Source organism: Amycolatopsis sp. cmx-8-4 (assembly GCF_046548675.1).
Taxonomy (GTDB): domain Bacteria; phylum Actinomycetota; class Actinomycetes; order Mycobacteriales; family Pseudonocardiaceae; genus Amycolatopsis.
The window spans coordinates 277,972-302,295 of sequence record NZ_JAEBDZ010000005.1; the positions used below are offsets into that span (position 1 = coordinate 277,972).

23 protein-coding genes are annotated in these 24,324 nt (G+C 69.7%); 20 read left to right on the forward strand and 3 right to left on the reverse strand.

What is annotated here, in order from left to right; translation table 11 throughout:
• Positions 1-17 precede the first annotated feature (17 nt).
• From ACLJQZ_RS12875 to ACLJQZ_RS12925, 11 genes are all read left to right on the forward strand, one after another.
• Positions 18-806 carry an MlaE family ABC transporter permease gene (locus ACLJQZ_RS12875; protein ID WP_247063189.1) on the forward strand — a complete coding sequence of 263 codons (789 nt, stop codon included), beginning with the start codon at positions 18-20 and terminating at the stop codon, positions 804-806.
• A complete protein-coding gene (locus tag ACLJQZ_RS12880; protein WP_410620241.1) occupies positions 806-1,654 on the forward strand; it encodes an MlaE family ABC transporter permease in 849 nt (282 codons plus the stop codon). The genes ACLJQZ_RS12875 and ACLJQZ_RS12880 overlap by 1 nt, the downstream gene beginning before the upstream one ends.
• The gene (locus tag ACLJQZ_RS12885; RefSeq protein ID WP_410620242.1) at positions 1,651-2,985 is read left to right on the forward strand and encodes an MCE family protein; all 1,335 of its coding nucleotides are present in this window, start codon (positions 1,651-1,653) and stop codon (positions 2,983-2,985) included. The genes ACLJQZ_RS12880 and ACLJQZ_RS12885 overlap by 4 nt, the downstream gene beginning before the upstream one ends.
• Positions 2,982-4,019 carry an MCE family protein gene (locus ACLJQZ_RS12890; protein WP_410620243.1) on the forward strand — a complete coding sequence of 346 codons (1,038 nt, stop codon included), beginning with the start codon at positions 2,982-2,984 and terminating at the stop codon, positions 4,017-4,019. The genes ACLJQZ_RS12885 and ACLJQZ_RS12890 overlap by 4 nt, the downstream gene beginning before the upstream one ends.
• Positions 4,016-5,047: an MlaD family protein gene (locus ACLJQZ_RS12895; RefSeq protein ID WP_410620244.1), complete on the forward strand. Its 1,032-nt coding sequence runs from the start codon at positions 4,016-4,018 to the stop codon at positions 5,045-5,047. The genes ACLJQZ_RS12890 and ACLJQZ_RS12895 overlap by 4 nt, the downstream gene beginning before the upstream one ends.
• Positions 5,044-6,237 carry an MCE family protein gene (locus ACLJQZ_RS12900; RefSeq protein ID WP_410620245.1) on the forward strand — a complete coding sequence of 398 codons (1,194 nt, stop codon included), beginning with the start codon at positions 5,044-5,046 and terminating at the stop codon, positions 6,235-6,237. The genes ACLJQZ_RS12895 and ACLJQZ_RS12900 overlap by 4 nt, the downstream gene beginning before the upstream one ends.
• A complete protein-coding gene (locus ACLJQZ_RS12905; protein ID WP_410620246.1) occupies positions 6,234-7,400 on the forward strand; it encodes an MCE family protein in 1,167 nt (388 codons plus the stop codon). Before ACLJQZ_RS12900 ends, ACLJQZ_RS12905 begins: the two co-directional genes overlap by 4 nt.
• Complete coding sequence (locus ACLJQZ_RS12910) at positions 7,397-8,632, forward strand: MCE family protein (RefSeq protein ID WP_410620247.1); 1,236 nt, start codon at positions 7,397-7,399, stop codon at positions 8,630-8,632. The genes ACLJQZ_RS12905 and ACLJQZ_RS12910 overlap by 4 nt, the downstream gene beginning before the upstream one ends.
• The gene (locus ACLJQZ_RS12915; protein ID WP_410620248.1) at positions 8,629-9,102 is read left to right on the forward strand and encodes a hypothetical protein; all 474 of its coding nucleotides are present in this window, start codon (positions 8,629-8,631) and stop codon (positions 9,100-9,102) included. The genes ACLJQZ_RS12910 and ACLJQZ_RS12915 overlap by 4 nt, the downstream gene beginning before the upstream one ends.
• Positions 9,099-9,581 carry a hypothetical protein gene (locus ACLJQZ_RS12920; RefSeq protein WP_410620249.1) on the forward strand — a complete coding sequence of 161 codons (483 nt, stop codon included), beginning with the start codon at positions 9,099-9,101 and terminating at the stop codon, positions 9,579-9,581. Before ACLJQZ_RS12915 ends, ACLJQZ_RS12920 begins: the two co-directional genes overlap by 4 nt.
• Before the next feature lie 175 nt (positions 9,582-9,756).
• Positions 9,757-10,986: a DUF222 domain-containing protein gene (locus ACLJQZ_RS12925; protein WP_410620250.1), complete on the forward strand. Its 1,230-nt coding sequence runs from the start codon at positions 9,757-9,759 to the stop codon at positions 10,984-10,986.
• Between the two features lie 334 nt (positions 10,987-11,320).
• Here ACLJQZ_RS12925 and ACLJQZ_RS12930 read toward each other — a convergent pair whose 3' ends face one another.
• Positions 11,321-11,797, reverse strand: a complete 477-nt coding sequence (locus ACLJQZ_RS12930) for a hypothetical protein (protein WP_410620251.1) — start codon at positions 11,795-11,797, stop codon at positions 11,321-11,323.
• A gap of 63 nt (positions 11,798-11,860) precedes the next feature.
• On the opposite strand from ACLJQZ_RS12930, the gene ACLJQZ_RS12935 reads away from it, so the two are divergent.
• The 3 genes from ACLJQZ_RS12935 to ACLJQZ_RS12945 all read left to right on the forward strand — a co-directional run bounded on the left by ACLJQZ_RS12935 (position 11,861) and on the right by ACLJQZ_RS12945 (position 15,373).
• Complete coding sequence (locus ACLJQZ_RS12935; RefSeq protein ID WP_410620252.1) at positions 11,861-13,108, forward strand: aminotransferase class I/II-fold pyridoxal phosphate-dependent enzyme; 1,248 nt, start codon at positions 11,861-11,863, stop codon at positions 13,106-13,108.
• 116 nt (positions 13,109-13,224) lie between these two features.
• Positions 13,225-14,199 (forward strand): ferritin-like domain-containing protein, encoded by a 975-nt coding sequence (locus ACLJQZ_RS12940; RefSeq protein WP_410620253.1) that lies wholly within the window; start codon positions 13,225-13,227, stop codon positions 14,197-14,199.
• Between the two features lie 67 nt (positions 14,200-14,266).
• The gene (locus ACLJQZ_RS12945; protein ID WP_410620254.1) at positions 14,267-15,373 is read left to right on the forward strand and encodes an FAD-dependent oxidoreductase; all 1,107 of its coding nucleotides are present in this window, start codon (positions 14,267-14,269) and stop codon (positions 15,371-15,373) included.
• On the opposite strand, the gene ACLJQZ_RS12950 is transcribed toward ACLJQZ_RS12945, so the two are convergent.
• Entirely contained in the window at positions 15,370-16,407 is a 1,038-nt protein-coding gene (locus ACLJQZ_RS12950; protein WP_410620255.1) for a LacI family DNA-binding transcriptional regulator, read from the reverse strand. The genes ACLJQZ_RS12945 and ACLJQZ_RS12950 overlap by 4 nt on opposite strands.
• Positions 16,408-16,610: 203 nt before the next feature.
• Here ACLJQZ_RS12950 and ACLJQZ_RS12955 point away from each other — a divergent pair, with 203 nt between their 5' ends.
• The 4 genes from ACLJQZ_RS12955 to ACLJQZ_RS12970 are packed head-to-tail and all read left to right on the forward strand — an operon-like array spanning position 16,611 to position 21,112.
• Positions 16,611-17,882, forward strand: coding sequence for an extracellular solute-binding protein (locus ACLJQZ_RS12955; protein ID WP_410620256.1), 1,272 nt, complete (start codon positions 16,611-16,613; stop codon positions 17,880-17,882).
• The gene (locus tag ACLJQZ_RS12960; protein WP_410620257.1) at positions 17,879-18,814 is read left to right on the forward strand and encodes a carbohydrate ABC transporter permease; all 936 of its coding nucleotides are present in this window, start codon (positions 17,879-17,881) and stop codon (positions 18,812-18,814) included. The genes ACLJQZ_RS12955 and ACLJQZ_RS12960 overlap by 4 nt, the downstream gene beginning before the upstream one ends.
• 27 nt (positions 18,815-18,841) lie before the next feature.
• Positions 18,842-19,729, forward strand: coding sequence for a carbohydrate ABC transporter permease (locus tag ACLJQZ_RS12965; protein ID WP_410620258.1), 888 nt, complete (start codon positions 18,842-18,844; stop codon positions 19,727-19,729).
• A gap of 18 nt (positions 19,730-19,747) precedes the next feature.
• Complete coding sequence (locus tag ACLJQZ_RS12970; protein ID WP_410620259.1) at positions 19,748-21,112, forward strand: GH1 family beta-glucosidase; 1,365 nt, start codon at positions 19,748-19,750, stop codon at positions 21,110-21,112.
• A gap of 60 nt (positions 21,113-21,172) precedes the next feature.
• Here ACLJQZ_RS12970 and ACLJQZ_RS12975 read toward each other — a convergent pair whose 3' ends face one another.
• The gene (locus tag ACLJQZ_RS12975; RefSeq protein ID WP_410620260.1) at positions 21,173-22,969 is read right to left on the reverse strand and encodes an AMP-dependent synthetase/ligase; all 1,797 of its coding nucleotides are present in this window, start codon (positions 22,967-22,969) and stop codon (positions 21,173-21,175) included.
• Between the two features lie 132 nt (positions 22,970-23,101).
• On the opposite strand from ACLJQZ_RS12975, the gene ACLJQZ_RS12980 reads away from it, so the two are divergent.
• Positions 23,102-23,515, forward strand: coding sequence for a polyketide cyclase / dehydrase and lipid transport (locus ACLJQZ_RS12980; RefSeq protein WP_410620261.1), 414 nt, complete (start codon positions 23,102-23,104; stop codon positions 23,513-23,515).
• Positions 23,516-23,526: 11 nt separating this feature from the next.
• Positions 23,527-24,321, forward strand: a complete 795-nt coding sequence (locus ACLJQZ_RS12985) for a metallophosphoesterase family protein (RefSeq protein WP_410620262.1) — start codon at positions 23,527-23,529, stop codon at positions 24,319-24,321.
• Positions 24,322-24,324 lie beyond the last annotated feature (3 nt).

Below are 24,324 nucleotides of genomic sequence, written 5' to 3' on the forward strand. Positions count from 1 at the left end.
TACTTCGGGGAGGTGTGGTGAGCGACAGCACTGGCACGCTCCCGGGAACCGCGGCGCTGACGCAGGTCGGCCGCCTCGCGACGCTCTCCTGGGAGGTCCTGCGCGCGATCTTCAAGCGCCCCTTCCAGACCCGCGAGTGGATCCAGCAGTGCTGGTTCTTCGCCAGCGTCACCATCCTGCCGACCGCGCTGGTGGCCATCCCGTTCGGCGCGGTGATCGCGCTGCAGCTCGGCTCGCTGACCGCGCAGATCGGCGCCCAGTCGTTCACCGGCGCGGCCAGCGCGCTGGCCATCGTGCAGCAGGCCAGCCCGCTGATCACAGCGTTGCTCGTGGCCGGGGCCGGCGGCAGCGCCGTGTGCGCGGACATCGGGGCGCGCAAGATCCGTGAAGAGATCGACGCCATGGAAGTCCTGGGCGTCAACCCGATCCAGCGCCTGATCGTGCCGCGTGTGCTGGCCGCCATGGTGGTTTCGGTACTGCTCAACGGCTTGGTCAGCGTGGTCGGCGTGCTCGGCGGGTACTTCTTCAACGTCGTCCTGCAGGGCGGCACGCCCGGCGCGTACCTGGCCAGCTTCAACGCACTGGCCCAGGTCCCGGACCTCTGGATCAGCGAGATCAAGGCGCTGCTCTACGGCTTCGTCGCCGGGGTCGTCGCGGCGTTCCGCGGCCTCAACCCGCCGCCCGGGCCGAAGGGTGTCGGCGACGCCGTCAACCAGGCCGTGGTCGTCACGTTCCTGCTGCTGTTCCTCATCAACGTCGTGCTCACCGCGATCTACCTGCGGATCGTCCCGCCGAAGGCCATGTGATGACGGCCGAACCCATCGAACAGGACCGGACGCTCGAGTACCTCGCGCGTCCCGGCCAGAGTCTCGAAGGCCTGGGCCAGCTGCTGTCCTTCGCCGCGAAGGCGCTCGCCTGGTCGCCGCGCACGATCCGCCGCTACAGCCGGGAAACGCTGCGGCTGCTCACCGAAGTCTGTTTCGGCACCGGGGGCCTGGCGGTCATCGGCGGCACACTCGGCGTGATGATCGGGATGACGCTGTTCACCGGCCTGATCGTCGGCCTTCAGGGCTACTCCGCGCTCAACCAGCTCGGCACGGCCGCGCTCACCGGGTTCATCTCCGCCTACTTCAACACCCGCGAGGTCGCGCCGCTCTCGGCCGGGCTCGCCCTGAGCGCGACGGTCGGCTGCGGGTTCACCGCGCAGCTCGGCGCGATGCGGATCTCCGAGGAGATCGACGCGCTCGAGGTCATGGCCGTGCCGAGCATGCCGTACCTGGTGACGACCCGCGTGCTCGCCGGCGTCGCCGCGGTGATCCCGCTCTACGCGGTCGGCCTGCTGTCGAGCTACCTCGCGTCCCGGCAGATCACCATCTGGCTCTACGGCCAGTCCGCCGGCACCTACGACCACTACTTCACGCTCTTCCTGCCGCCGGGCGATGTGCTCTGGTCGTTCGGCAAGGTGATCGTGTTCAGCGTGCTCGTGATCCTGTCCCATTGTTACTACGGCTACACCGCGAGCGGCGGCCCGGCCGGTGTCGGCGTGGCCGTGGGCCGCGCGGTGCGGACGTCGATCGTGCTGATCTCGGTCCTGGACTTCTTCCTGTCCCTCGCGATCTGGGGCGCCAACACCACGGTGAGGATCTCCGGATGAGGAAGGCACTCTGGCAGCGGCTCCGGTACCAGGTGCTGGGGCTCGCCTTCCTGCTCGTGGCCGCGTTGTTCATCACCTTCACCCTCGCCGTCTACAACAAGGCGTTCACGGCGGTGACGCTCGTGAAGCTCGAGACGGACCACGTCGGCAGCCAGCTGCGCACGGGCGGCGACGTCAAGGTGCGCGGCGTGGTCGTCGGCGAAGTCCGTTCGGTGCTCGCGAAGGGCGACCACGCCGAGCTGGAGCTGGCTCTCGATCCGGACAAGACGGCCGTCATCCCGAAGAACGTCTCCGCGCGACTGCTGCCGAAGACGCTGTTCGGCGAGCGGTACGTCGCCCTGCAGCTGCCGGAAAAGCCCGAGTCCGCGATCAAAGCCGGCGACGTCATCCCGCAGGACCGCAGCAGCAGCGCGATCGAGCTGCAGAAGGTCCTCGACGACGTGATGCCGCTGCTGCAGGCCGTCCAGCCGGAGAAGCTGTCGAGCACGCTCACCGCCGTGGCGACCGCGCTCGACGGCCGCGGCAAGCAGCTCGGCCAGACCCTCTCGCAGCTGTCGGACTACCTCGGCAAGCTCAACCCGTCGCTGCCCGACATCAAGGCCGACATCACCGGCCTCGCGAACGTCTCGGCCACCTACGACAAGGCCGCGCCGGACCTGCTGCAGGCGCTGTCGGACCTGACGACCACGAGCCGCACGATCGTCGAGAAGCGCACGCAGCTGAGCGACCTCTACGCGACGGTGTCGGCCGCGTCGGTCGACCTCACGAACTTCCTGGTGGTCAACAAGGACAACCTGATCCGGCTCACCACCGCCGTCCAGCCGACGCTGGACGTCCTGGCGAAGTACGCGCCGGAGTACCCGTGCCTGTTCCACCAGCTCGCCGGTGAGGTCGCCCCGGCGGAGCTGGCGTTCGGCAAGGGCACCGCGCACCCCGAGGTCAGCCGCGTCACCATCGAGTTCAGCGCCAGCCGCGGCAAGTACCTGCCCGGCGTCGACGAGCCGAAGTACGACGACAAGCGCGGCCCCCGCTGCTACCCGCAGGTGCCGAAACCGGGGCACTGGCCGCAGTACCCGCCGGACGGCGCGATCAAGGACGGCTCCAGCAAGCCCGCGCCGCCGAAGTCGCCCGACGGCAGCCTGCCCGGCCCGGTCACGGCCGGCGGCGGCGCGGTCGGCGGATCCGGCAGCATCGTCGGCTCGGCCGACGAGTCGGACCTGATCGCCCTGCTCGCGTCACCCGCCCTCGGCGCCACCCCGGACCAGGTGCCCGGCTGGGCGGGGTTGCTCGTGGGGCCGCTCTACCGCGGAGCGGAGGTGGAGCTCAAGTGAGGAGTTTCGTCCCGTCGCTGGTGAAGCTGCTGGTGTTCGCCGTCGTCACGGTCCTGTTCACCGGCGTCCTCGCGGCCACCATCGCGAACACCAACTTCGGCGTCACCTCGGGGTACCTGGCGAAGTTCACCGACGCGTCCGGGCTCAAGGAAGGTGACGACGTCCGCATCGCCGGGGTCAAGGTCGGCCAGATCGACACGATCGACGTCGCCGTCGGGGAGCGGAACCTCGCCGAGGTGCGGTTCGACGTCGAGCACACCTACCGGCTGCCGGAGTCGGTGACCGCGACCATCAAGTACCGGAACCTCGTCGGCCAGCGCTACCTCGCGCTCGGCACCGACGTCCCGGGCGACAAGTCCCTGCCGGACGGCGGCACGATCCCGCCCGAGCGCACCAAGCCCGCGTTGAACCTCACGGTGCTGTTCAACGGGTTCAAGCCGCTGTTCAAGGCCCTGAGCCCCAACGACGTCAACCAGCTGTCGGCCGAGATCATCAGCGTCTTCCAGGGCGAGGGCGGCACGATCACCAGCCTGCTGCAGCACACCGCGTCGCTCACCACCGCGATCGCGAGCAAGGACCAGGTGATCGGCCAGGTGATCGCCAACCTCAACACCGTGCTCGGCACCGTCAACGCCCACGGCCCGCAGCTCGGCGACCTCATCGAGCAGACGCAGAAGCTGGTCAGCGGCCTGGCCGAGCAGCGCAAGCCGATCGGCGACGCCGTCACCGCGCTCGGCGACCTCGCCGTCTCGACCACCGGCCTGCTGACCGATGCGCGCCCGGCGCTCAAGGACGACGTCGCGAAGCTCGGCACGCTGTCGCAGAACCTCGGCGACTCGGGCGAGCTGCTCAACCACCTCCTCGAGGTGCTGCCGGGCAACCTGCAGAAGTTCACCCGGACCCTGAGCTACGGCAGCTGGTTCAACTACTACCTGTGCGGGATCAACGGCACCATCGGCATTTCCTCGCTCGACATCACCCTGCCGATCATCCCGATTCCCGGCACGCAACGCGCGGAGAGGTGTGGTCCGTGAAACGGCTGAAGGATCGCAACCAGGCCGCGGTCGGCGCGGTGACGCTCGTGCTCATCGTGCTCGTCACGGCCACGACGTACTTCTCCGACCAGCTCCCGTTCTTCGGCAACGGCACGACGTACTCGGCGTACTTCAGCGAGTCCGCCGGCCTGGCACCGGACAACGAGGTCGAGATCGCCGGCGTCAAGGTCGGCGCGGTGTCTTCCGTGACGCTCAAGGGCAAGCAGGTGCTCGTCCGGTTCCGCGTCAAGGGCGTCCGGGTCGGCGACGCGACGACCGCGTCCATCGAGATCAAGACACTCCTGGGCGAGAAGTACCTCGCGCTCGACACCAAGGGCGACGGCACCCAGGAGCCGGACGCGACCATCCCGCAGGCCCGCACGCGCACGCCGTTCCAGCTGCAGGACGCCTTCGACCAGCTGTCCACCACGGTCGGCGACATCGACACGAAACAGCTGGCCGACAGCTTCAACGCGTTGTCCGACAGCCTCAAGGACAGCCCGCAGTACCTGAAGGACACGCTGAACGGCCTGTCGTCGCTGGCTCGCACGGTCTCTTCGCGTGACGCCGACCTCCACACCCTGCTGGCCAACACCAGCCAGGTGTCGAAGACGCTCTCCGACCGCAACGCGCAGCTGCAACGCGTGATCAGCGACGGCAACCTGCTGCTCACCGAGCTGCAGAACCGCAAGACGGCGATCCACGCGCTGCTCACCGGCACCCAGCAGCTCTCGCAGCAGCTGTCCGGGCTCGTCGCGGACAACCGCACGCAGCTGAAGCCGACGCTGGACAAGCTCGGGAAGGTGACCGACATCCTGCAGCGCAACCAGGGCAACCTCGACAAGAGCCTGCAGCTGATGGCGCCGTTCGCCCGCGTCGGCGCGAACGCGACCGGCAACGGCCGCTGGTTCGAGGGCTACCTGTGCGGGCTGCTCCCGCCGACGATCACCGTGGGCGGCCTGTCCATCAACCCCGAAGGCTGCACCCCGCCGATCGCGGCGCCGAACCAGGGGGTGGGTCGCCGATGACGATCCGGACGTACCGCGGCCGCAGCCTGGCGACGTGGGTGGCCTTCGCCTGCGTCGTCGCGCTGGTCCTCACCGCCGGGCTGTGGCTGGTGTTCCGCGAATCCAGCGGCACGAAGCTGTCGGCGTACTTCGGCAAGACCGTCGGGCTCTACGCGGGTTCGTCGGTGCGGGTGCTCGGCGTGCCGGTCGGGCGGGTCACCGACGTCACGCCGCAGGGCGACGCGGTGCGCGTCGACATGCAGGTCGACGAGGTGCAGCTGCCGGCCGACGTCGGCGCGGTCGTCGTCGCGCCGAGCCTGGTCAGCGACCGCTACGTCCAGCTCACCCCGGCCTACGACAGCGGCCCGGTCCTGGCCACCGGCGCGGTGCTGGCCAAGGATCGCACCGCCACACCGGTCGAGCTGGACGACCTGTATTCGAGCCTGGACAAGCTGTCGACGGCGCTCGGGCCGAACGGCGCCAACAAGGACGGCGCGCTGTCGGGCGTCCTGGACACCGCCGCGGACGCCCTGCGCGGCAACGGTGCTTCGCTGAACTCGACGGTCGGGCAGCTCGCCGACCTCGCCAAGACCCTCGACGGCTCGAAGGACGACCTGTTCTCGACCGTGCAGAACTTGAACTCCTTCACCGGTGCGCTGGCCCAGAGCGACCAGCAGCTCAACGAGTTCTACGGCCGCGTCGCCGACGTCAGCCGGTTCCTCGCCGACGACTCTTCCGACGTCGGCGCCGCGCTGCAGTCGCTCGGGGGCGCGCTCGGCGACGTCCAGCAGTTCGTCAACGACAACAAGACGGCGCTGGAGTCCAATGTGGACAAGCTGGCGTCACTGTCGAAGGTGCTCGTCGACCAGCGGGCCTCGCTGGCCGAGGTGCTCGACATCGCGCCGACCGGCGCCACCAACTTCATCAACTCCTACGACGCGGCGTCGGGCACCATCGCCGTGCGCGACAACCTCAACGAGCTGACCAACCCGCCGATCCTCACCGTGTGCCGGCTGATCAGCGCGGGCACGCCCAAGCCGATCCCGGACACCCTGGGCAGCATCTGCAAGCAGCTCGCGCCGATCCTCGACGGCGCGCTGAAGCTCCCGACCATCCCGCAGGTGCTGAACTCCCTGCAGAACGGTGAACTGCCGCCGTTGCCGCTCCCGCTCGTCGACGTGATGCAACAGCTTTCCGGCGGTGCCAAGTGAAGCGGCTCGCGGGAGTGCTCGCCGGGGTACTCGTGCTGGCGGCGTGCGGCGACGGCGGGTTCAACGGCCTCTACGGCACGCCGCTGCCGGGCGGCGCCGACGTCGGCGACCACCCCTACCAGGTCACCGCGCTGTTCACCGACGTCCTGGACCTCGTGCCGCAGTCGAGCGTCAAGGTCAACGACGTCGCGGTCGGGCGGGTCGACAAAGTCACTTTGACGCCGGACACCCGGTCCGCGCTCGTCTCGATGACCGTCAACGGCGACGTCGCGCTGCCCGCCAACTCGCACGCCGAGCTGAAGCAGTCTTCACTTCTGGGAGAGAAGTTCGTCGAGCTGAGCGTGCCGGCCGCGGAGCCGGCCACCGGGAAGCTGAGTGACGGCGTGCAGATCCCGCTCGGGCGCACCAACCGCAACCCCGAGGTCGAGGAGGTGCTCGGCGCGCTGTCCTTGCTGCTCAACGGCGGCGGCGTCGAGCAGATCCAGAAGATCAGCCACGAGCTGAACGACGCGCTGTCGGGCAACGAGCCGGAGATCCGCGCGCTGCTGTCCCGGGTGGACGAACTGGCGACGCAGCTCGACGGGCACAAGACCGAGATCCTGCGGGCGATCGACAGCCTTGGCAAGCTGTCGGCGACCCTCACCGGCCAGACGCAGAACCTGTCGAACGCGCTCGACAACCTCGCGCCGGGCCTGAAGATCGTCACCGACCAGCGGGACCAGCTCGTCGGGATGCTGAACGCACTCACCACGCTGTCCGGCGTCGCGACCGACACCGTGACGAAGAGCCGCGACCAGCTGGTCGCGAACCTCAAGACACTGCAGCCGACGTTGACCAAGCTCGGCGAGGCCGGCCAGGACCTGCCGAACGCGCTGCAGATCCTGCTCACCTACCCGCTCCCGGACTACGCGGGCAACGTCGTCAAGGGCGACTACGCGAACGTCGAGGCGACCGTGAACCTGGATCTCGACAAGCTGATCCAGAACTTCACGAACTCGTCGCAGCCGCCGATCGCGCTGCCCGACACGATCGGCGGCGTGCCGTCCACCGGCACCGCCGCGCCGCCGCCGTTGCCCCTGCCCGACCTCGGGGCGGTGACCGGGCAGAGCGGCGGCACCGGGCTGCTGGGCGGCCTGCTGGGCCTGATCGGCGGTGGCCGGTGATCACGCGCAAGACCCGCATCCAGCTGATCGCGTTCGTCGTCATCGCGGTCGTTTCGGTCGTCTACGCGGGCGGCAAGTACGCCGGGCTCGACCGGCTCTTCGGCAGCCGCGGGTACGTCGTCACCGCGCAGCTGACCGACTCCGGTGGCATCTTCGTCAACTCCGAGGTCGCCTACCGCGGCGTCACGGTCGGGCGGGTGACGTCGATGACGCTCACCGACCACGGCGTCGACGTCGCGCTCGACATCGACTCCGGCGGCCCGGACATCCCGGCCGACGCGCACGCGCAGGTCGCGAACCGCTCGGCGGTGGGGGAGCAGTTCGTCGACCTGCTCCCGCAGCACGACGGCGGCCCGTACCTGCAGGACGGCTCGGTGATCACGCCGGACAAGACGTCGCTGCCGCCGTCGCCGGACACCGTGCTGACCCACCTCGACGACCTGGTCGCGAGCGTCCACCCGGACTCGCTGCGCACGGTCGTCGACGAGACGTACAACGCGTTCGCCGGGGCGGGTCCACAGCTGCAACAACTGTTGGACAGCACAGGTTCGCTCACCGCGGTGGCCGCGCAGTACGTCCCGCAGACCCAAGGGCTGCTGGCGAACTCGCGGATCGTGCTGACCACGCAAGAACGTCAGGCCGCGAACATCACGGACTTCGCGAGCGGGCTGCGTACGATCGCGGGCCAGCTGAAGACGTCCGATCCGGACCTGCGCCGCGTGATCTCGGAGGCACCGCAGCTGAGCCGGCAGATCAGCGACGTGCTCGCGGCGTCCGGCACCGACCTGGGCGTGCTGTTCGCGAACCTGCTCACCACCGCGCAGATCACGTCGTCGCGCAAGGACGCCGTCGAGGAGCTGCTGGTGGCGTACCCGATCATCTCGGCGTTCTCGCCGTCGACGTCCCCGGACGGCACGGGGCACCTCGGCGTGGTGTTCAACTTCTTCGACCCGGCTTCGTGCACGAAGGGCTACGAAGGCACGAAGGAGCGTCCGGCGAACGACACGTCCGAGGCACCGGTGAACATGAACGCCTACTGCGCGGAGCCGCCGGGCAGCCCGACGGGGGTGCGTGGATCGCAGAACGCGCCGTACGCGGGCAAGCCGCCGTCGATCCCGGCCGCGCCTTCGCAGACCGCGTCGGCACCTTCGCAGGCCCAGCTGCCGGGGATGCTGAGCCTGCTGACCGGGCCGTCGGCGGGCGGGCTGGGCAAGCTGCTGGGCGTGTCGTGAAGATCTTGGCCGTCGTCGCCGTACTGGTGGCCGCTTTCGCCGGTTGGTCCTGGTGGCACACGGCGTCGGACGACTCCCTGGCGCGTGGCCGCGCGCGTGACGCGGTCCTCGCGGCGGCCGGGCCGGAACTGGTCACGCTCAACACGATCGACTACCGCAACGCGGGCGCGGACGTCGACCGCTGGATCGCGGCGACGACGGGGCAGTACGGCAAGGACTTGACTGGCGACCGTCAGCTGCAGATCGACCGCGCCTCGACGGCGCGCACCGTGTCGACGGCGTCGCTGGTGGAGGCGGCGGTCACGGAGATCGACGTCACCGCGGGCTCGGCGCGGTTGCTGGCGGTGCTGGATGTCCGGGTCTCGACGGGTGGTTCTCCTGCGGCTCCGCGCATGAGCCGCCTGACGGTGGACGTGACGCGGTCCGGCGCAGACTGGAAGATCGCGGGCGTTCAGGCGGCGGGCTCATGAAACGTTTCCTTGCGGCGGTGGTAGTCGTGGCGTTGGGCTGCGCGGTCTGGTTCGGCGTCGAGACGGCTTCGCTGTCTTCGTCCGACAACGCGGCTTTGGTCGACACTGCTGCGACTGCATCGGTTTCGGCTGATGTTAGCGAAGCGGTGAAGGCGGTTTTCTCTTACGACTACGCGAATCTGGCCCGTACGGAGCGCGCGGCGTCGGAGTATCTGATCGGTGATGCGGTTCGTCAGTACCAGGCTCAGTTCGCCTCGGCTCGTACGCGGGCTGCGGCGGGGAAGCTGATCCGTACTACTACGGTTCGGGCTGTCGGGGTTCGTTCGTTGGTCGGGGATGAGGCTTCTGTGCTGTTGTTTCTGGACCAGCAGACGGTTACCCAGGGTGGGGGTGCGCCGTCGTCTTCGGTGGCTCAGCTCTCTGTTACTGCTAAGCGCGTGGACGGTCGTTGGAAGCTTGCGACGCTGACTGCGCTTTAGGGCGACCGGGTTCCTCTCTTTCAAGATGCGGCTTCGCCGTGGCGTAGGAAATCGGCGCTTCTCGTGGTTGCTTGTCGATGTGTTCGGCAGCGCCGATTCCCCACGCAGCGGTGACCCTGCCGTGATCATCCGTTCGTGTGATGAACATGTGTTCGTCTGGCGGTAATCTTGGTGTGTGGACGGTGAATCGGTGTGGAGAGCAGATGCGGTGGCCTTGGCCGATCGCGTCAGCTTGCTGCTCGGTGTGGTGCGGTCTGCTGAGGCTGAAATTGGGTCTTTGCTGGTGGAAATCGAGTCTCGTGGTGTGATGGAGCTGTTTGGATATCGCTCTGTTGCTCGGTTGTTCGAGCATCTTGCCGATGTTCCCAAGGCTGCTGCTGATCGTGTGGTGAAACGAGCTTCGGCTCTCAATGCTGGGCGTGCTGTTGATGGCAGTCCGGTGTCCGCCGTTGCTCCGGCCACCGGGGTTGTTGCTGCTGGTGGATCGTTGAGCAATCCGATGATCGACGCCGTCGTCGAGGTGCTGGATCAGGTTCCGTCCGAGCATCGTGATGACGTCGAACAGAGCCTGCTGTCCTTCGCTTCCGAGGCCGGGCACAAGCAGGTCGCTGCGTTGGGGGCGCGGATCGTGGCCCACCTCGATCCTGATGGCGCCGAACCCGATGAGGCCGAACCGTCCTTGCCGACCCGGGAGCTTTCGTTACGGCGTAAGCGATCCGGGGTCTGGGAGCTGAACGGTCGCCTCGACGAGGAGACCGGCACCCGCGCCAGTGCCTTGCTCGACTCGCTGGCCGAGCGTCGTTGCAGCGACGAGGGCGCGGACTTCCGCTCTCCGCAGGAACGTTACGGCGACGCCTTCTCCGACGCTGTCGACCTCGCGTTGAACTCCCCGGACCTGCCGACGCAGGCCGGCGAACGAGCCCACGTGATGGTCGCGGTCTCGCTGGCGGACCTGAAGTCCGGAGTCGGCCAGGCCACCCTCGGCGACACCGGCACCATGACCGCGGCCGAAGCCCGGGTCCACGCCTGCGACGCCATGCTCATCCCGGCGGTCCTGGGTGAGAAGAGCGAACCCCTGAACCTGGGCCGTCTGCGCCGCCTGATCTCCGCCGGGCTGCGCCGAGCGTTGTTCCTGCGCGACCGAGGCTGCGCCTTCTCCGGCTGCCACCGCCGACCACGGCACTGCCAGGGCCACCACATCCGCCACTGGGCCGACGGCGGCCCCACAGACCTGACCAACCTGGTCCTGCTGTGCGCCCACCACCACCGGCTGCTGCACCGCTCCGGCTGGGAAGTACGCACCGCCGCCGACGGCCTACCCGAGTTCCTGCCACCGGCATTCCTGGACAAGCGCCGAAGACCCAGGCGCAACAACATCCACCAACCGCTGCCGTTCGCGGCCTGACCAACCGAACAGGGAAAGGCCCGAAGCCATCGGCTCCGGGCCAAGACCTGTGCCCGGGTTCGGGCCGCATCGTCAGGCAGGCGCCGGAAACCCCTTCTCGCTGCGACGAGAGGAACGGTTCGCTCACCGAAGCCCTATCGACGGGCTCCGCCTTGGGACGCGATGCCGGACCGCTGTCGACGAACCTCAGACGCGCGACACCAGGTTCCTGAAGGTGGCGCTGTCAGAGTCGCGCGAGCCCGTACTCGCTCAGACCGTGTCCGCGGGGACAAGGCTCCGCGGTCGTTCTCCATGCCGTGGTCACCTGGACCAACACATTGTCAGACCCGCGGCACTAACCGTCCCAGACGGTCGCGCCCTGCCTCAGCACCTCGACGTCCGAGGGTGCCGACGCCGGCCACATCTCCACCACGTACCGGAAGTGCTCGCCGAACTCGTGCTCGTTCCACTCGGTCGCGGGCGGGCCCGCCGGGACGTACGAAACCCGCGCCCGGTACAGCCCCGGCAGCACCGAGAAGAACCTTTCCTGCGACGGGTAGTCCGCAGGCCCGGAAATCACGAGTTTCCCGCTCGGCACCGGAAGATCCGCCTCCACCACGTGCTCGGCTTCCGGCAGCAGTGGCGGCGGACCGGGAGCGAGTGTTACCGACGACTCCACGAGGTCCGAGCGGGCCGTGACGATCGCGAGGCCGGCCGGCTCCGCGGCCAGCCGGTTGTCCACCGCCCGCGCGGTCCAGCCGCTGCCGTTCAGCTTCGACCCGGAATCGCGGACCGAGAACTGGCGCTGGTCGGCGTGGACGACTAGGTGCACACCAACCACCCTAGCCAGGACCCGCCCCGAAATGGTATCGACGCCGGGTTTAGCGTTGACACCATGACCTCTGCTTCCGTCGACGTCGACACGGCCCGCGCCGACTACGCGGCCCTCGTCGACCGCGGCCTCTCCCTCGACATCACCCGTGGCAAGCCGTCCCCCGAGCAGCTCGACCTCGCGAACGCGCTGCTCGCCCTCCCCGGTGACGGCTCCTTCAAGGCCGAGGACGGCACCGACGTCCGCAACTACGGCGGCCTCAAGGGCCTGCCGGAGCTCCGGCGCATCTTCGCCGGCGCCCTGCAGGTGCCGGCCGAGCAGCTGCTCGCCGCGGGCAACTCCAGCCTCGAGCTGATGCACGACGCCGTCGTGCACGCCCTGCTCAGCAAGGTCCCCGGCGCCGAGCGCCGCTGGGCCGACGAGCCGCGCGTCGCGTTCCTCGCGCCCGTCCCGGGCTACGACCGTCACTTCGCGCTCACCGAGCGGTTCGGCATCGAGCTCATCCCGGTCCCGATGACCGACGAGGGCCCGGACATGGACGTCGTCGAGCGCCTCGTCGCCGAGGACGCCGGGATCAAGGGCATCTGGTGCGTGCCGAAGTACAGCAACCCGACCGGCGTCACGTTCAGTGACGACGTCGTGCGCCGGCTGGCTACGATGACCACCGCGGCGCCGGACTTCCGGATCTTCTGGGACAACGCCTACGCCGTGCACCACCTGACCGACGACGAGCCGGCCCTCGCCGACATCCTCGCGCTGAGCGCCGAGGCCGGCCACGCCGACCGCCCGTTCGTCTTCGGCTCGACCTCGAAGATCACCTACGCCGGTGGCGGCGTCGGCTTCTTCGGCGCGTCCGAGGCCAACCTCGCCTGGTGGACCGGCCTGATCGGCAAGCGCACGATCGGCTCGGACAAGGTCAACCAGCTCCGCCACGCCCTGTTCCTCAAGGACGAGGACGGCGTCCGGGCGCACATGCGCAAGCACGCCGAGGTCATCGGCCCGAAGTTCGAGGCCGTCGACCGCATCCTCACCGAGGAGCTCGGCGACTCCGGCCTGGCCTCCTGGACCAAGCCGACCGGGGGCTACTTCGTCTCGCTGACCGTGCCCGAGGGCACCGCGAAGGAGGTCGTGCGGCTGGCCAAGGAGGCCGGGGTCGCGCTGACCCCCGCCGGGGCGACCCACCCGCACGGCGACGACCCGGCCGACGCCGTCATCCGCGTCGCGCCGACGTTCCCGGAGCTCGCCGACGTCGAAGAGGCCGTCCGCGCGCTGGCCGTCTGCGTCCGGCTCGCGGCGGCGCAGCGGTCCTGACCAGGGCAAACAAAATCGGCAAGAACTTTTTTCCGTTTTGACCGAGCCGGGGGCCGTCCGGGTACGTATGACCGGTGGGTGAGGTGGACGAACTCGTCACGAGAGGACGTCCCCCGGTGTTCGGAAAACGCTACACACAGCAGCTGATCGAGCGCAGCGCGGAGAACGCGACCGACCGCCGCCGCTTTCTGAAGGCTGCGGGAGCGGCGGGGCTCGGCGTCGCGGGCGCCGGCGCGCTCGGTACCGCGCTGTCCTTGGGCCTCGGCTCGGCCGGTGCGACTTCGCAGTACCCGGAGCAGGGAGGCGACGCCGCGAAGGAGGCGGCCAGCGACGCCGCGGTGCTGAACTTCGCGCTCAACCTGGAGTACCTGGAGGCGAACCTCTACTCGTTCGCGGTCTACGGCTACGGGCTGAACGACAAGTACATCAACGGCGTCGGCAACCTCGGCAAGGTCTCCGGCGGGCACGCGGTGCAGTTCAAGAGCGAGCACACCAAGCAGATCGCGCAGGAGATCGCCGGCGACGAGGTCGCCCACGTCACCTTCCTGCGCAAGGCGCTCGACAAGGCCGCCGTCGCGCAGCCGGAGATCGACTTCCAGAACAGCTTCACCGCGGCCATGCAGGCCGCCGGGATCATCAACCAGTACCAGACGTTCGACCCGTTCGCGAGCGAGAACAACTTCCTGCTCGCCGCCTACCTCTTCGAAGACGTCGGCGTCTCGGCGTACAAGGGCGCGGCTCCGCTGGTGAACAACAAGACGTTCCTCGACGCGGCGGCCGGCATCCTCGCGGTCGAGGCGTACCACGCGGGCATCGTGCGCTCGCAGCTGTTCGAACGCGGCCTCGGCGACGTCACCAACAAGATCTCCGACGCCCGTGACAGCCTCGACGGCAAGGCGGACGACGACGAGGGCGTGCTCAAGGACGGCAAGGCCAACCTCGTCCCCGCCGACGCCAACGGCATCGCGTTCGGCCGCTCCGCCGACCGCGTGCTCAACATCGCCTACCTCAACCCGGACAAGGTCTCCTCGGGCGGCTTCTTCCCGCGCGGCCTCAACGGCGACATCGCCACCAGCGGTGCCAAGGAGTGAGCGCCGCGTGCCGCCGTCACGGTAACGTCGTGCACGGCGGCATGCGGAGTTCATGAGGGGGCGCGGGGTGCGGGTACTGGTCGCGGGTGGCGGGATTTCCGGCACGGTCACGGCGATGGCGCTGAAGCTGGCGGGACACGACCCGGTCGTGTTCGAGGCCTGTGCTTCGGGCGGGGAAGACATCGGCGCGTTCCTGACGCTCATGCACAACGGCATGGACGCCCTGCGGGCGATCGGCGCCGACGGCCCGGTGATCGACGCGTCCTTCGCCGCGTTCGGCGTCGAGCTCGTCGTCCCGACGGGGGAAACCGTGGGACGGCGGGAGTTCGACACCGAGGGCCTCGACGGCCCGCGCACGCTCACCCGCGCGACGCTCTACCGCGTCCTGCAGGACGAAGCGGCGCGCCGGGGGATCGCGATCGAACGCGGCCGGCGGCTGACCGGCGCCAAGACCGGCCCGGACGGCGTCACGGCGGAGTTCGCCGACGGCGTCACCGAAACGGGTGACGTCCTGGTCGGCGCCGACGGCCTGCGTTCGGTGGTGCGGCGCCTGATCGACCCGGCCGCCGACGAGCCGCGCTACACCGGGCTGACCGTCGTCTACGGCTACACGCGCGCCGAAGGACTGCCGTCGGCGCCGGGGATCTACCGGATGGTCCGCGGCAGCAAGGCGGCCTTCGGGTTCACGACCGACCCGGACGGCGCGACGTTCTGGTTCGCCCGCATCCCGGACGCGGAGCGGCCCCGCGCCGAGATCGCGGCGGTCACCCCGGCCGGCTGGCGCGCGTTCGCGCACGCGGCGTTCGCCGGGGAACCGTTGCCCTGCGCGGACATCATCGCGGCCACGGGCGACGAGGTCTTCGGCGGTCACTCCTACGACGTCCCCGAGACGCGCCTGTGGTCGACGCCGGAGATGGTGCTGGTCGGCGACGCGGCCCACGCGGCGTCCCCGGCCGCGGGCCAGGGCGCGTCGATGGCCCTGGAGGACAGCGTCGTGCTGGCGAAGTGCCTGCGTGACCTGCCGGACCCGGTCTCGGCGTTCGCCGCGTACGAAGGATCGCGGCGCGAGCGCGTGGAGAAGCTGGTGGCGGCGAGCGCGGGCCAGGACGTCGGCGAAGAGCGGGATTGGCTGTACTCGCACCACATCGACTGGGACGCGAAGATCGAAGCCTAGGCGCCGCAGGAGCCGCGGACCACCAGCCTGGTCGGCAGCAGCACCGGTTCCGGGGCCGCGTCCGTCTCGATCATCTTCAGCAGCGCTTCCGCGGCCGCCGTGCCGAAACCCGGTTTGTCCTGGGCCACCGTCGTCAGCGCCGGGTCCACGAGGGACGCGACCTCGATGTCGTCGAAGCCGACCACCGCCAGGTCGTCCGGGACCCGCAGGCCCGTCGCGCGGGCCGCGAGCAGGGCGCCCACCGCCATCTCGTCGCTCGCCGCGAAGACCGCCGTCGGGGGTTCCTTGCGGGCCAGCAACCGGCGCATGCCGACGAAACCGCTTTCGCGGTAGTAGTCCCCGGACACCACGTAGTCGTCGCGCGCCTCGAGGCCCGCCGCGGCGAGGCCCTCCCGGTAGCCCTGGGTGCGCTCGGCCGCCGGGGCGTTGGCGCGCGGGCCCGTGAGCGTCGCGATCCGGCGGTGCCCGAGCCCGGCCAGGTGCCGGACGGCGTCCGCCGCGCCGCGGACGTTGTCGGACGTCACGTATGTCGCTTTCGGACCGGAGATCGCGACGTCGAGTGCCACACACGGCAGGCCGGACCGGGCGAACGCCGTGAACGCCTCCGCGTCCGAACCGCTGTCGATCAGCACCAGCCCGGCGAGGTGGTGCCGGCGCGTCATCCGGACGTAGGCGACGGGGTCGGCCAGGGAGACGCCTGGGGTGCGGCTGCGCGCGTCGTCGCTCGTGGCGAGCATCAGCAGGTGGTAGCCGTGCGAGCTGAGCGCGGACTTCAAGCCCAGCAACAGGTCCTGCAGGAACGGGTGGCGCCAGCCGGGCCGCCGGTGGTCGGTGTCCCAGACCAGCCCGATCATCGCCGACTGCTTGCGCGACAACGCGCGGGCCGACTCGTTGGGGGAGAAGTCCAGCTCGCGGGCGACCCGCTCGACGCGTTCGCGGGTCGGCCCGCTGACCGACGCCGGCTGGTTGAAGACCCGGGAAACGGTGGCGACGGAGACGCCGCAGAGCTCGGCGATTTCGCGGGCGGTGACCATGGCGGCTCCTTCGGCTGTAACCGGTTACATAACTAGCACATCGGCCTCTGCTTCGAAAAATTCGAGACGTCGTTATCTCTTCGTTACTTGACGCACGAGGCTGGGAGCGCTCTCATAGAGGCCACATTCTCGCCCGGCCCCGGAGACACGTTCCCGGCGGCCGCGGTGTTTCCGCGCGCTTTCAGCAGAACAACGGAGATCTCATGCGCCCGAACACGAGAACCCGCATGGTCCTGGTGGCCGTGCTGGCCGCCGTCACCGCCCTGAGCGCCTGCAGCGGCGGCGACGGCGGGAGCGGCGGCGGCAAGATCAAGCTCAGCCTCGGGCTCTTCGGCAACTTCGGCTACACCGACCTGATCAAGGAGTACCAGGCGGCGCACCCGAACATCGAGATCACCGAGCGCACCGCCGCCTACTCCGACCACCACAAGAACCTGGCCGCGCACCTGGCCACCGGGGGCGGCGCCGCGGACATCGAGGCCATCGACACCGGCTACGTCGCCCAGTTCAAGGCGACGCCGGACAAGTTCGTCGACCTCAACACCGTCGGCGGCGACAAGCTCAAGGACCGCTGGCTCGGCTGGAAGTGGTCGGCCTCGCTGGCCAAGGACGGGCAGCAGATCGGCTACGGCACCGACGTCGGCGGCCTGGCCATCTGCTACCGCCGTGACCTGCTCCAGGCCGCCGGCCTGCCCGCCGACCGCGACGCCGTCTCCGCGCTCTGGCCCACCTGGCAGGCGTTCTTCGACGCCGGCAAGCGTTTCCAGGCCAAGGCGCCGAACGGCGTCAAGTGGATGGACGGCGGCCCGACCGTGCTCAACGCGATCTTCGGCCAGGCCCCGACCGGCTACTACGACACCAGCGACCAGCTCGTCGTCGACAGCAACCCGGCGCTGCGGACCGGCTGGGACCAGGTCGTCGACGCCGTCAAGGCGAACCTGAGCGCCGGCCTGCTCTACAGCACGCCGACCTGGAACACCGGCTTCACCCAGGGCCAGTTCGCCACCGTCACCTGCCCGGCCTGGATGATGACCAAGATCAAGGACCAGGCGCCGGACACCTCCGGCAAGTGGGACGTCGCGAGCGTGCCCGGTGGCGGCGGCAACTGGGGCGGCTCGTACCTGACCGTGCCCAAGCAGGGCAAGCACACCGCCGAGGCCGCCGACCTCGCCGCCTGGCTGACCGCGCCCGAGCAGCAGGCGAAGGTGTTCACCAGCCAGGGCCTGCTGCCCTCGACGCCGTCGCTCTACACCGACCCGAAGATCACTTCCTACACCAACCCGTTCTTCAACAACGCGCCGGTCGGCAAGCTCTTCACCGACGCGGCGAAGAACCTGCAGCCGCAGTACCAGGGCCCGAAGGCCGGCGACGTGCAGACCGAGTTCGGCAACGCGATGCAGCGCGTCGAGCAGGGCAAGCAGGACGGCGCGGCGGCGTGGCAGCAGCTGGTCGGTGACGTCTCGAAGCTCAAGTGACGGCTTCCGTGCCGAAGCTGAGCTTCGCCGACCGGCGGGCGCACTGGGACGTCAAGCTCTCGCCGTTCGGCTTCATCAGCCCGCACTTCCTGATCTTCGGCGTCTTCGGGTTGTTCCCGTTGCTGTACACGGCTTTCGTGTCGCTGCAGAAGCGCAACCTGCTCGACGCCGAGGGTGCGAAGTTCATCGGGCTGGACAACTACCGGGAACTGCTGTTCCACGACCCGTACTTCTGGAACGCGATGGGGAACACGGTCAGCCTGTGGCTGCTGACCACGATCCCGCAGATCCTGTTCGCGCTCGGCATCGCGCACCTGCTCAACCGCAGGCTGCGTGGCCGGACGCTGTTCCGGACCGGCATGATCCTGCCGAACATCACCTCGGTGGCGGCGGTGACGATCATCTTCGCGCAGCTGTTCGGCCGGGACTTCGGGCTGGTGAACTGGGTGCTGAGCTGGTTCGGCGCCGGGCACGTCGACTGGCAGGCGGGCACGGCCAGCTCGCACGCCGCGATCGCGTCGATGGTCGTCTGGCGCTGGACCGGCTACCACGCGCTGATCTTCCTGGCGTCGATGCAGGCGATCCCGTCGAGCCTGTACGAAGCCGCGACGCTCGACGGCGCGAAGGGGCACCAGCAGTTCTGGCGGATCACCGTGCCGCTGCTGCGGCCGCAAATCATCTTCTCCACGGTGATCGCGACGACCGGGAACATGCGGCTGCTCGCCGAGCCGCTGCTGTTCAACCCGGGCACCGCGGCCGCGACCGGCGGGTCCGACCGGCAGTTCCAGACCGCCGCGCTCTACCTCTACGAGCAGGGCTTCAGCAAGTACGACTTCGGCTACAGCTCCGCGGTGGCGCTGCTGCTGGCGATCGCCACGATGCTCGTGGCGGGCGTGGCGTACCTGGTGACCCGGCGCATCCAAACCGACTGACGCATCCAGACCGATTGAGGAGCGGACATGTCCACCGTGCTGACCTCGACCTCGGCACCCGCCGTGGCCCGGCCGCCGAGCCGGACGCGGCGGTTCACCCGGCGCGTCACGAGCCCGTGGACCTACGCCGCGCTGGTCGCGATCCTGGCCGGCTCGGCGTTCCCGGTCTACTGGTCGTTCGTCGTCTCGTCGCAGACGCCGGACGCGGTGGGCAGCGTGCCGCCGGTGCTGGTGCCGGGCGGGCACCTGTTCGAGAACATCGCCCGCGTCTTCGACGAGACGAACTTCGGCCTGGCGCTGGCGAACTCGGTGATCGTCTCGGGCACCATCACCCTCTCGGTGGTGCTGTTCTCGACGCTCGCCGGGTTCGCCTTCGCCAAGCTGCGCTTCCGCGGCCGCACCGTGCTGCTGCTCCTGGTGGTCGCCACCCAGGCGATCCCGACCGAGCTGGGTGTCGTGCCGCTCTACATCATGATGGCCGACTTCGGCTGGGCCGGGCAGCTGCAGGCGGTGATCGTGCCCGGCCTGGTCACCGCGTTCGGCGTGTTCTTCATGCGCCAGTACTTCGAGCGGGCGCTGCCGCTGGAGCTGCTGGAGGCCGGGCGGATGGACGGCTGCGGCTCGCTGCGGCTGTTCTGGCACGTCGCGCTGCCCACGGCGCGCCCGGCCGCGGCGGTGCTCGGCCTGTTCACGTTCATGCAGGCGTGGAACGACTTCTTCTGGCCGCTGGTGGTGCTGGTGCCGGAGAACCCGACCGTCCAAACGGCACTGTCCACACTGGCCAGTGGCTACACCACCGACTACACGCTCGTGCTCACCGCCGCGACCCTCGGCACCATCCCCGTCCTTCTCGTGTTCCTGCTGTTCGGCCGCCAGATCGTCGGCGGCATCATGCAGGGCGCGCTCAAGGGCTGAGTCTCCCGGGAGAGATCCGTGACTTCCAGTTTCCCGCCCGGCTTCCGCTGGGGTGTGGCCACATCGGCGTTCCAGATCGAGGGCGCCACCACCGAAGATGGCCGCGGACCGTCCATCTGGGACACCTTCGCCGCCGTGCCGGGCGCCATCGCCGGTGGCGACACCGGCGAGCCCGCGGCCGAGCACTACGAGCGCTGGGAGCAGGATCTCGAGCTGCTCGGCGAGCTCGGCGTCGACGCCTACCGGTTCTCCGTGTCGTGGCCGCGGGTCCAGCCCGAGGGTCGCGGCCGCGTCGAATGGCGCGGCCTGCACTTCTACCGACGGCTGGTGGAAGGGCTGCGGGACCACGGGATCGAGCCGTTCCTGACGCTCTACCACTGGGACCTGCCCCAAGCCCTGGAGGACGAAGGCGGCTGGCGGGCGCGGGACACGGCCCACCGGTTCGCCGACTACGCCGCCCTGGTCCACGAGGAGCTCGGCGATCTCGTCGACCACTGGACGACGCTGAACGAGCCGTACCCGTGCGCGGTCGCGGGCTACGGCGAGGGCCGGCACGCGCCCGGGGCGAAGGAGGGCCACGGCGCGCTGGCCGCCGCCCACCACCTGCTGCTCGGCCACGGCTTGGCGGTGCAGGCGATGCGAGCGCAGGCCGCGCACACGCACCGGTTCGGCGTCGTGCTCAACCAGTCCCCGGCGGTGCCGGTCACGGACTCGGCGGCCGACGCCGCGGCGGCCGCGCGGCAGGACACAGTGCTGCGCCGGCAGTTCACCGAGCCGCTGTTCGGCGGTCGCTACGCGCCGGGCCTGAAAGCGATGTTCGGGGCCGCGTCGGACTTCTCGTTCCGCCACGACGGCGACCTGGAAACGATCGGGCAGCCACTGGACTACCTGGGCGTCAACTACTACTACCGGCAGCACGTCGCCGACGCGCCCCCGCGCGAGCCGGACCCGGCGCGGCGGACCCTCGCCGACATCGGCGTCGACACGACCCGCCTGCCCGACGTCCCGCGCACCGGGATGGGCTGGCCGGTCGAGCCGGAGGGCCTCACCGAAGCCCTGGTCGCGCTGCACAACGGCTACCCGGACCTGCCGCCGCTGTACGTCACCGAGAACGGCTGCGTCTACCCGGACCGCAGCGACTTCGCCGACTACGAGCGCATCAGCTTCCTGAGCGACCACCTGGCCGCGGCCCAGGAAGCACTCGACGCCGGCGTCGACCTGCGCGGCTACTTCGCCTGGTCACTGCTGGACAACTTCGAGTGGGCCCACGGCTACAAGCACCGCTTCGGCCTGGTGCACGTGGACTACACGACGCAACGCCGCACCCCACGGGCGAGCTACCGCTGGTACCGCGACCACATCGCGGCCCAGCACACCCCGTAAAGCCGTGAAGGCCTCCTTACCGGCCATAAGAGCCGGTAAGGAGGCCTTCACGGCATTCGGCTACTTCTTGTACAGGGACTCGATGTCGTTCGCGTAGTTCTTGGTCACCACGTTGCGCTTCAGCTTCAGGCTCGGCGTGATCTCGCCGCCCTGCTCGGTGAAGTCGTTGGCCAGCACGGTGAACTTCTTGATCGCCTCGGCCTTCGAGACCGTCTTGTTGGCCTCGTCGACCGCCGTCTGGATCTCCGCGAGGAGGTCCGGGTCGGTGGCCAGATCCGCGACCGTGGCCGAAGCGGGCTTGCCGTGCTGGGACTTCCAGGACGGGAAGTACTCCTCGTCCACCGTCACCAGCGCCGCGATGAACGGGCGCTGGTCGCCGACCACCATCGCCTGGCTCACCAGCGGGGCCGCCTTGATGGTGTCCTCGAGGCCGGACGGGGCGACGTTCTTGCCGCCCGCCGTCACGATGATCTCCTTCTTGCGGCCGGTGATCTTGAGGAAGCCGTCGGTGTCCAGCTCGCCGAGGTCGCCGGTGTGGAACCAGCCGTCGGTGAGCGACTCGGCCGTCGCCTGCGGGTTGTTGTAGTACGCCCGGAAGACGACGTCGCCCTTGAGCATGACCTCGCCGTCGTCGGCGATGCGGACCGACGTGCCGTTGACCGGCTTGCCGACCGTGCCGACGCGGAACGCCGACTGCGTGTTGACGTTCGCCGCCGCCGACGTCTCGGTCAGGCCGTAGCCCTCGAACACCGGGACGCCGATGCCGCGGAAGAAGTGCGCCAGCCGCGCGCCGAGCGGGGCCCCGCCGGAGACGGCGGCGACGCAGCGGCCGCCGAGGGCCGCGCGCAGCTTGCCGTAGACGAGCTTGTCGAACACCAGGTGCTTGGCCTTCAGCCCGAGCCCGGCGCCGCCCTTGTCCTGCGCCTCGCTGTAGGCGACCGCGACGGCCTCGGCGGCGTCGAAGATCTTGCCCTTGCCGTCGCCGTGGGCCTTCTGCTTCGCCGAGTTGTAGACCTTCTCGAACACGCGCGGCACGGCGACCACGAACGTCGGCCGGAAGGTACCCAGGTCGGGGACCAGGTTCTTGACGTCCGGGGTGTGCCCGAGGGTGACCCGGGCGGACAGCGCCGTCACGGAGATCGCGCGGGCCAGCACGTGCGCCAGCGGCAGGAAGACCAGCAGCGAGTTGCCCTGCTCCATCAGCTGCGGGAACGCCTCGATGTCGGCCCGGATCTCCGCGAGGAGGTTGCGGTGGGTCAGCTCGACGCCCTTGGGGCGGCCGGTGGTGCCCGAGGTGTAGACGATCGTGGCGAGCTCATCGGCGACGACCTCGCGGCGGCGCTCGTGCAGCTCGTCGTCGGACAGCGTCGCGCCGAGCGCGGACAGCTCCTCGACGGCGGGGGAGTCGCCGTCGATCTGCCAGGTGTGGTTCAGCTCGGTGAGCCGGTCGCGGATCTCGTCGACGGCGCCGGCGTGGCCGTTCGTCTCGACGAAGACGCCCTTCGCGGCCGAGTCGGAGAGGATCCAGAACACCTGTTCGGGGGACGAGGTGTCGTAGATCGGGACCGTCACCGCGCCGGCCGCCCAGATCGCGAAGTCGATCAGCGTCCACTCGTAGCGCGTCTTCGACATGATCGCGACGCGGTCGCCGCGGCCGATCCCGGCCTGGGCCATGCCCTTGGCGACGGCCAGTACCTCGCCGGCGAACTCCTTCGCGGTGACGTCCAGCCAGCTGCCGTCGACCTGGCGACGGAAGCTGACCACGTCGGAAAACCGCTCCGCGTTCGCCCAGACGACATCGGCCATGTTCTCGTCGTCGGCCACCGGCTTGCCGGCGGGAGCGCTGTATTCGCGCACGTGGGACCTCCGTGTTCAACGCGTGCTGCGGCAGATGACACCGCTGTTACCCGCCAGTCAACTTAGCGTGAGGAGCACCTTAAGACCATGCTGATCGCCGTCGCACGGCGAGGGCGTGACATTCTTCGCTCCGTGAACCAGGCGCCACCCGCTCTCGACGTCGTCGACGAGACGTTCCTCGTCGTCCCGCCCGCCACCGTGGCCGCGGTCTTCGCCGATCCGAGGTCCTGGACGCGCTACTGGCCGGACCTGGTGCTCGAGGTCTACACCGACCGGGGGGACAAGGGCCTGCGCTGGACCGTGCGCGGAGCGCTCGTCGGTACCATGGAGGTCTGGCTCGAGCCGGTGCTCGACGGCACCCTGCTGCACTACTTCCTGCGGGCGACCCCCGCCGACGCGGCCGGGACGCCCCGGGCGCTGGCGCCTCGCGACCTGCGCCGGGAGTTCGACCGGCGGGCCCGCGCGGCGAAGGCGATCGCCCTCGGGCTCAAGGAGATCCTGGAGGACGGGCGCGAGCCCGGAATCCCTCCGCGCGGTGACGAGTAAGGGGACCAGGGGTGCGGGTACACGTCGTCTCGGACGTGCACGGCAACGCGGACGCGCTGAAGCGGGCCGGGGACGGGGCCGACGCGCTGGTCGTGCTCGGTGACCTGCTCGACTTCGTCGACTACCGCGAGCACGAGAAGGGCATCATGGGCGCCCTCTTCGGCGCCGAGAAGGTCGGCGAGTTCGCCCGGCTGCGCCGCGAGGGCACCCGTGACGAAACCGTTGCCTACTCCCGGACGCTCTGGGCGAGCCTCGACGACCCGGGCGCGGCCGTCGACGAGGCCATCCGCGAGCAGTACGCGACGCTGTTCGCGGCGATGACCGCGCCGACCTACGCCACCCCCGGCAACGTCGACACCCCGGCGCTGTGGCCCGAGTTCGCGGGCGAGGGCATCCGGGTGCTGGACGGCGAGGTCGCCGAGATCGGCGGCCTGCGGTTCGGGTTCGTCGGCGGCGCGCTGCTGCCCGACGGCGTCGTCCCGCGCCGCCGCAAGGGCGCCGCCTGGCGCCCCTACCTGCGGGATCGCGCAGACTACGAGGCCGGCGTCGCCGCGCTCACCGAGGTCGACGTGCTTTGCACGCACGCCCCGCCGGCGCTGCCCGAGCTGACCTACGACGTCGTCGCGCGCCGCAGCGAGCTCGGCTCGGCGGCCCTGCTGGACCTCATCCGGGCCCAGCGGCCGCGCTGGTCGGTGTTCGGGCACGTGCACCAGCCCCTGGCCGCCCGCGCCCGGGTCGGGCTGACCGAGTGCCGTAACGTGGGTCACTTCAAGGAGACCGGGCAGCCCTACGTGCTGCGCTGGTGACCG

What these genes read in the sequence shown, in the direction of transcription:
- ACLJQZ_RS12880 (WP_410620241.1), top strand. Translation starts at nt 806, where the DNA reads ATGACGGCCGAACCCATCGAACAGGACCGGACGCTCGAGTACCTCGCG.
- ACLJQZ_RS12885 (WP_410620242.1), top strand. Translation starts at nt 1,651, where the DNA reads ATGAGGAAGGCACTCTGGCAGCGGCTCCGGTACCAGGTGCTGGGGCTC.
- ACLJQZ_RS12900 (WP_410620245.1), top strand. Translation starts at nt 5,044, where the DNA reads ATGACGATCCGGACGTACCGCGGCCGCAGCCTGGCGACGTGGGTGGCC.
- ACLJQZ_RS12920 (WP_410620249.1), top strand. Translation starts at nt 9,099, where the DNA reads ATGAAACGTTTCCTTGCGGCGGTGGTAGTCGTGGCGTTGGGCTGCGCG.
- ACLJQZ_RS12935 (WP_410620252.1), top strand. Translation starts at nt 11,861, where the DNA reads ATGACCTCTGCTTCCGTCGACGTCGACACGGCCCGCGCCGACTACGCG.
- ACLJQZ_RS12950 (WP_410620255.1), bottom strand. Translation starts at nt 16,407, where the DNA reads ATGGTCACCGCCCGCGAAATCGCCGAGCTCTGCGGCGTCTCCGTCGCC.
- ACLJQZ_RS12955 (WP_410620256.1), top strand. Translation starts at nt 16,611, where the DNA reads ATGCGCCCGAACACGAGAACCCGCATGGTCCTGGTGGCCGTGCTGGCC.
- ACLJQZ_RS12965 (WP_410620258.1), top strand. Translation starts at nt 18,842, where the DNA reads ATGTCCACCGTGCTGACCTCGACCTCGGCACCCGCCGTGGCCCGGCCG.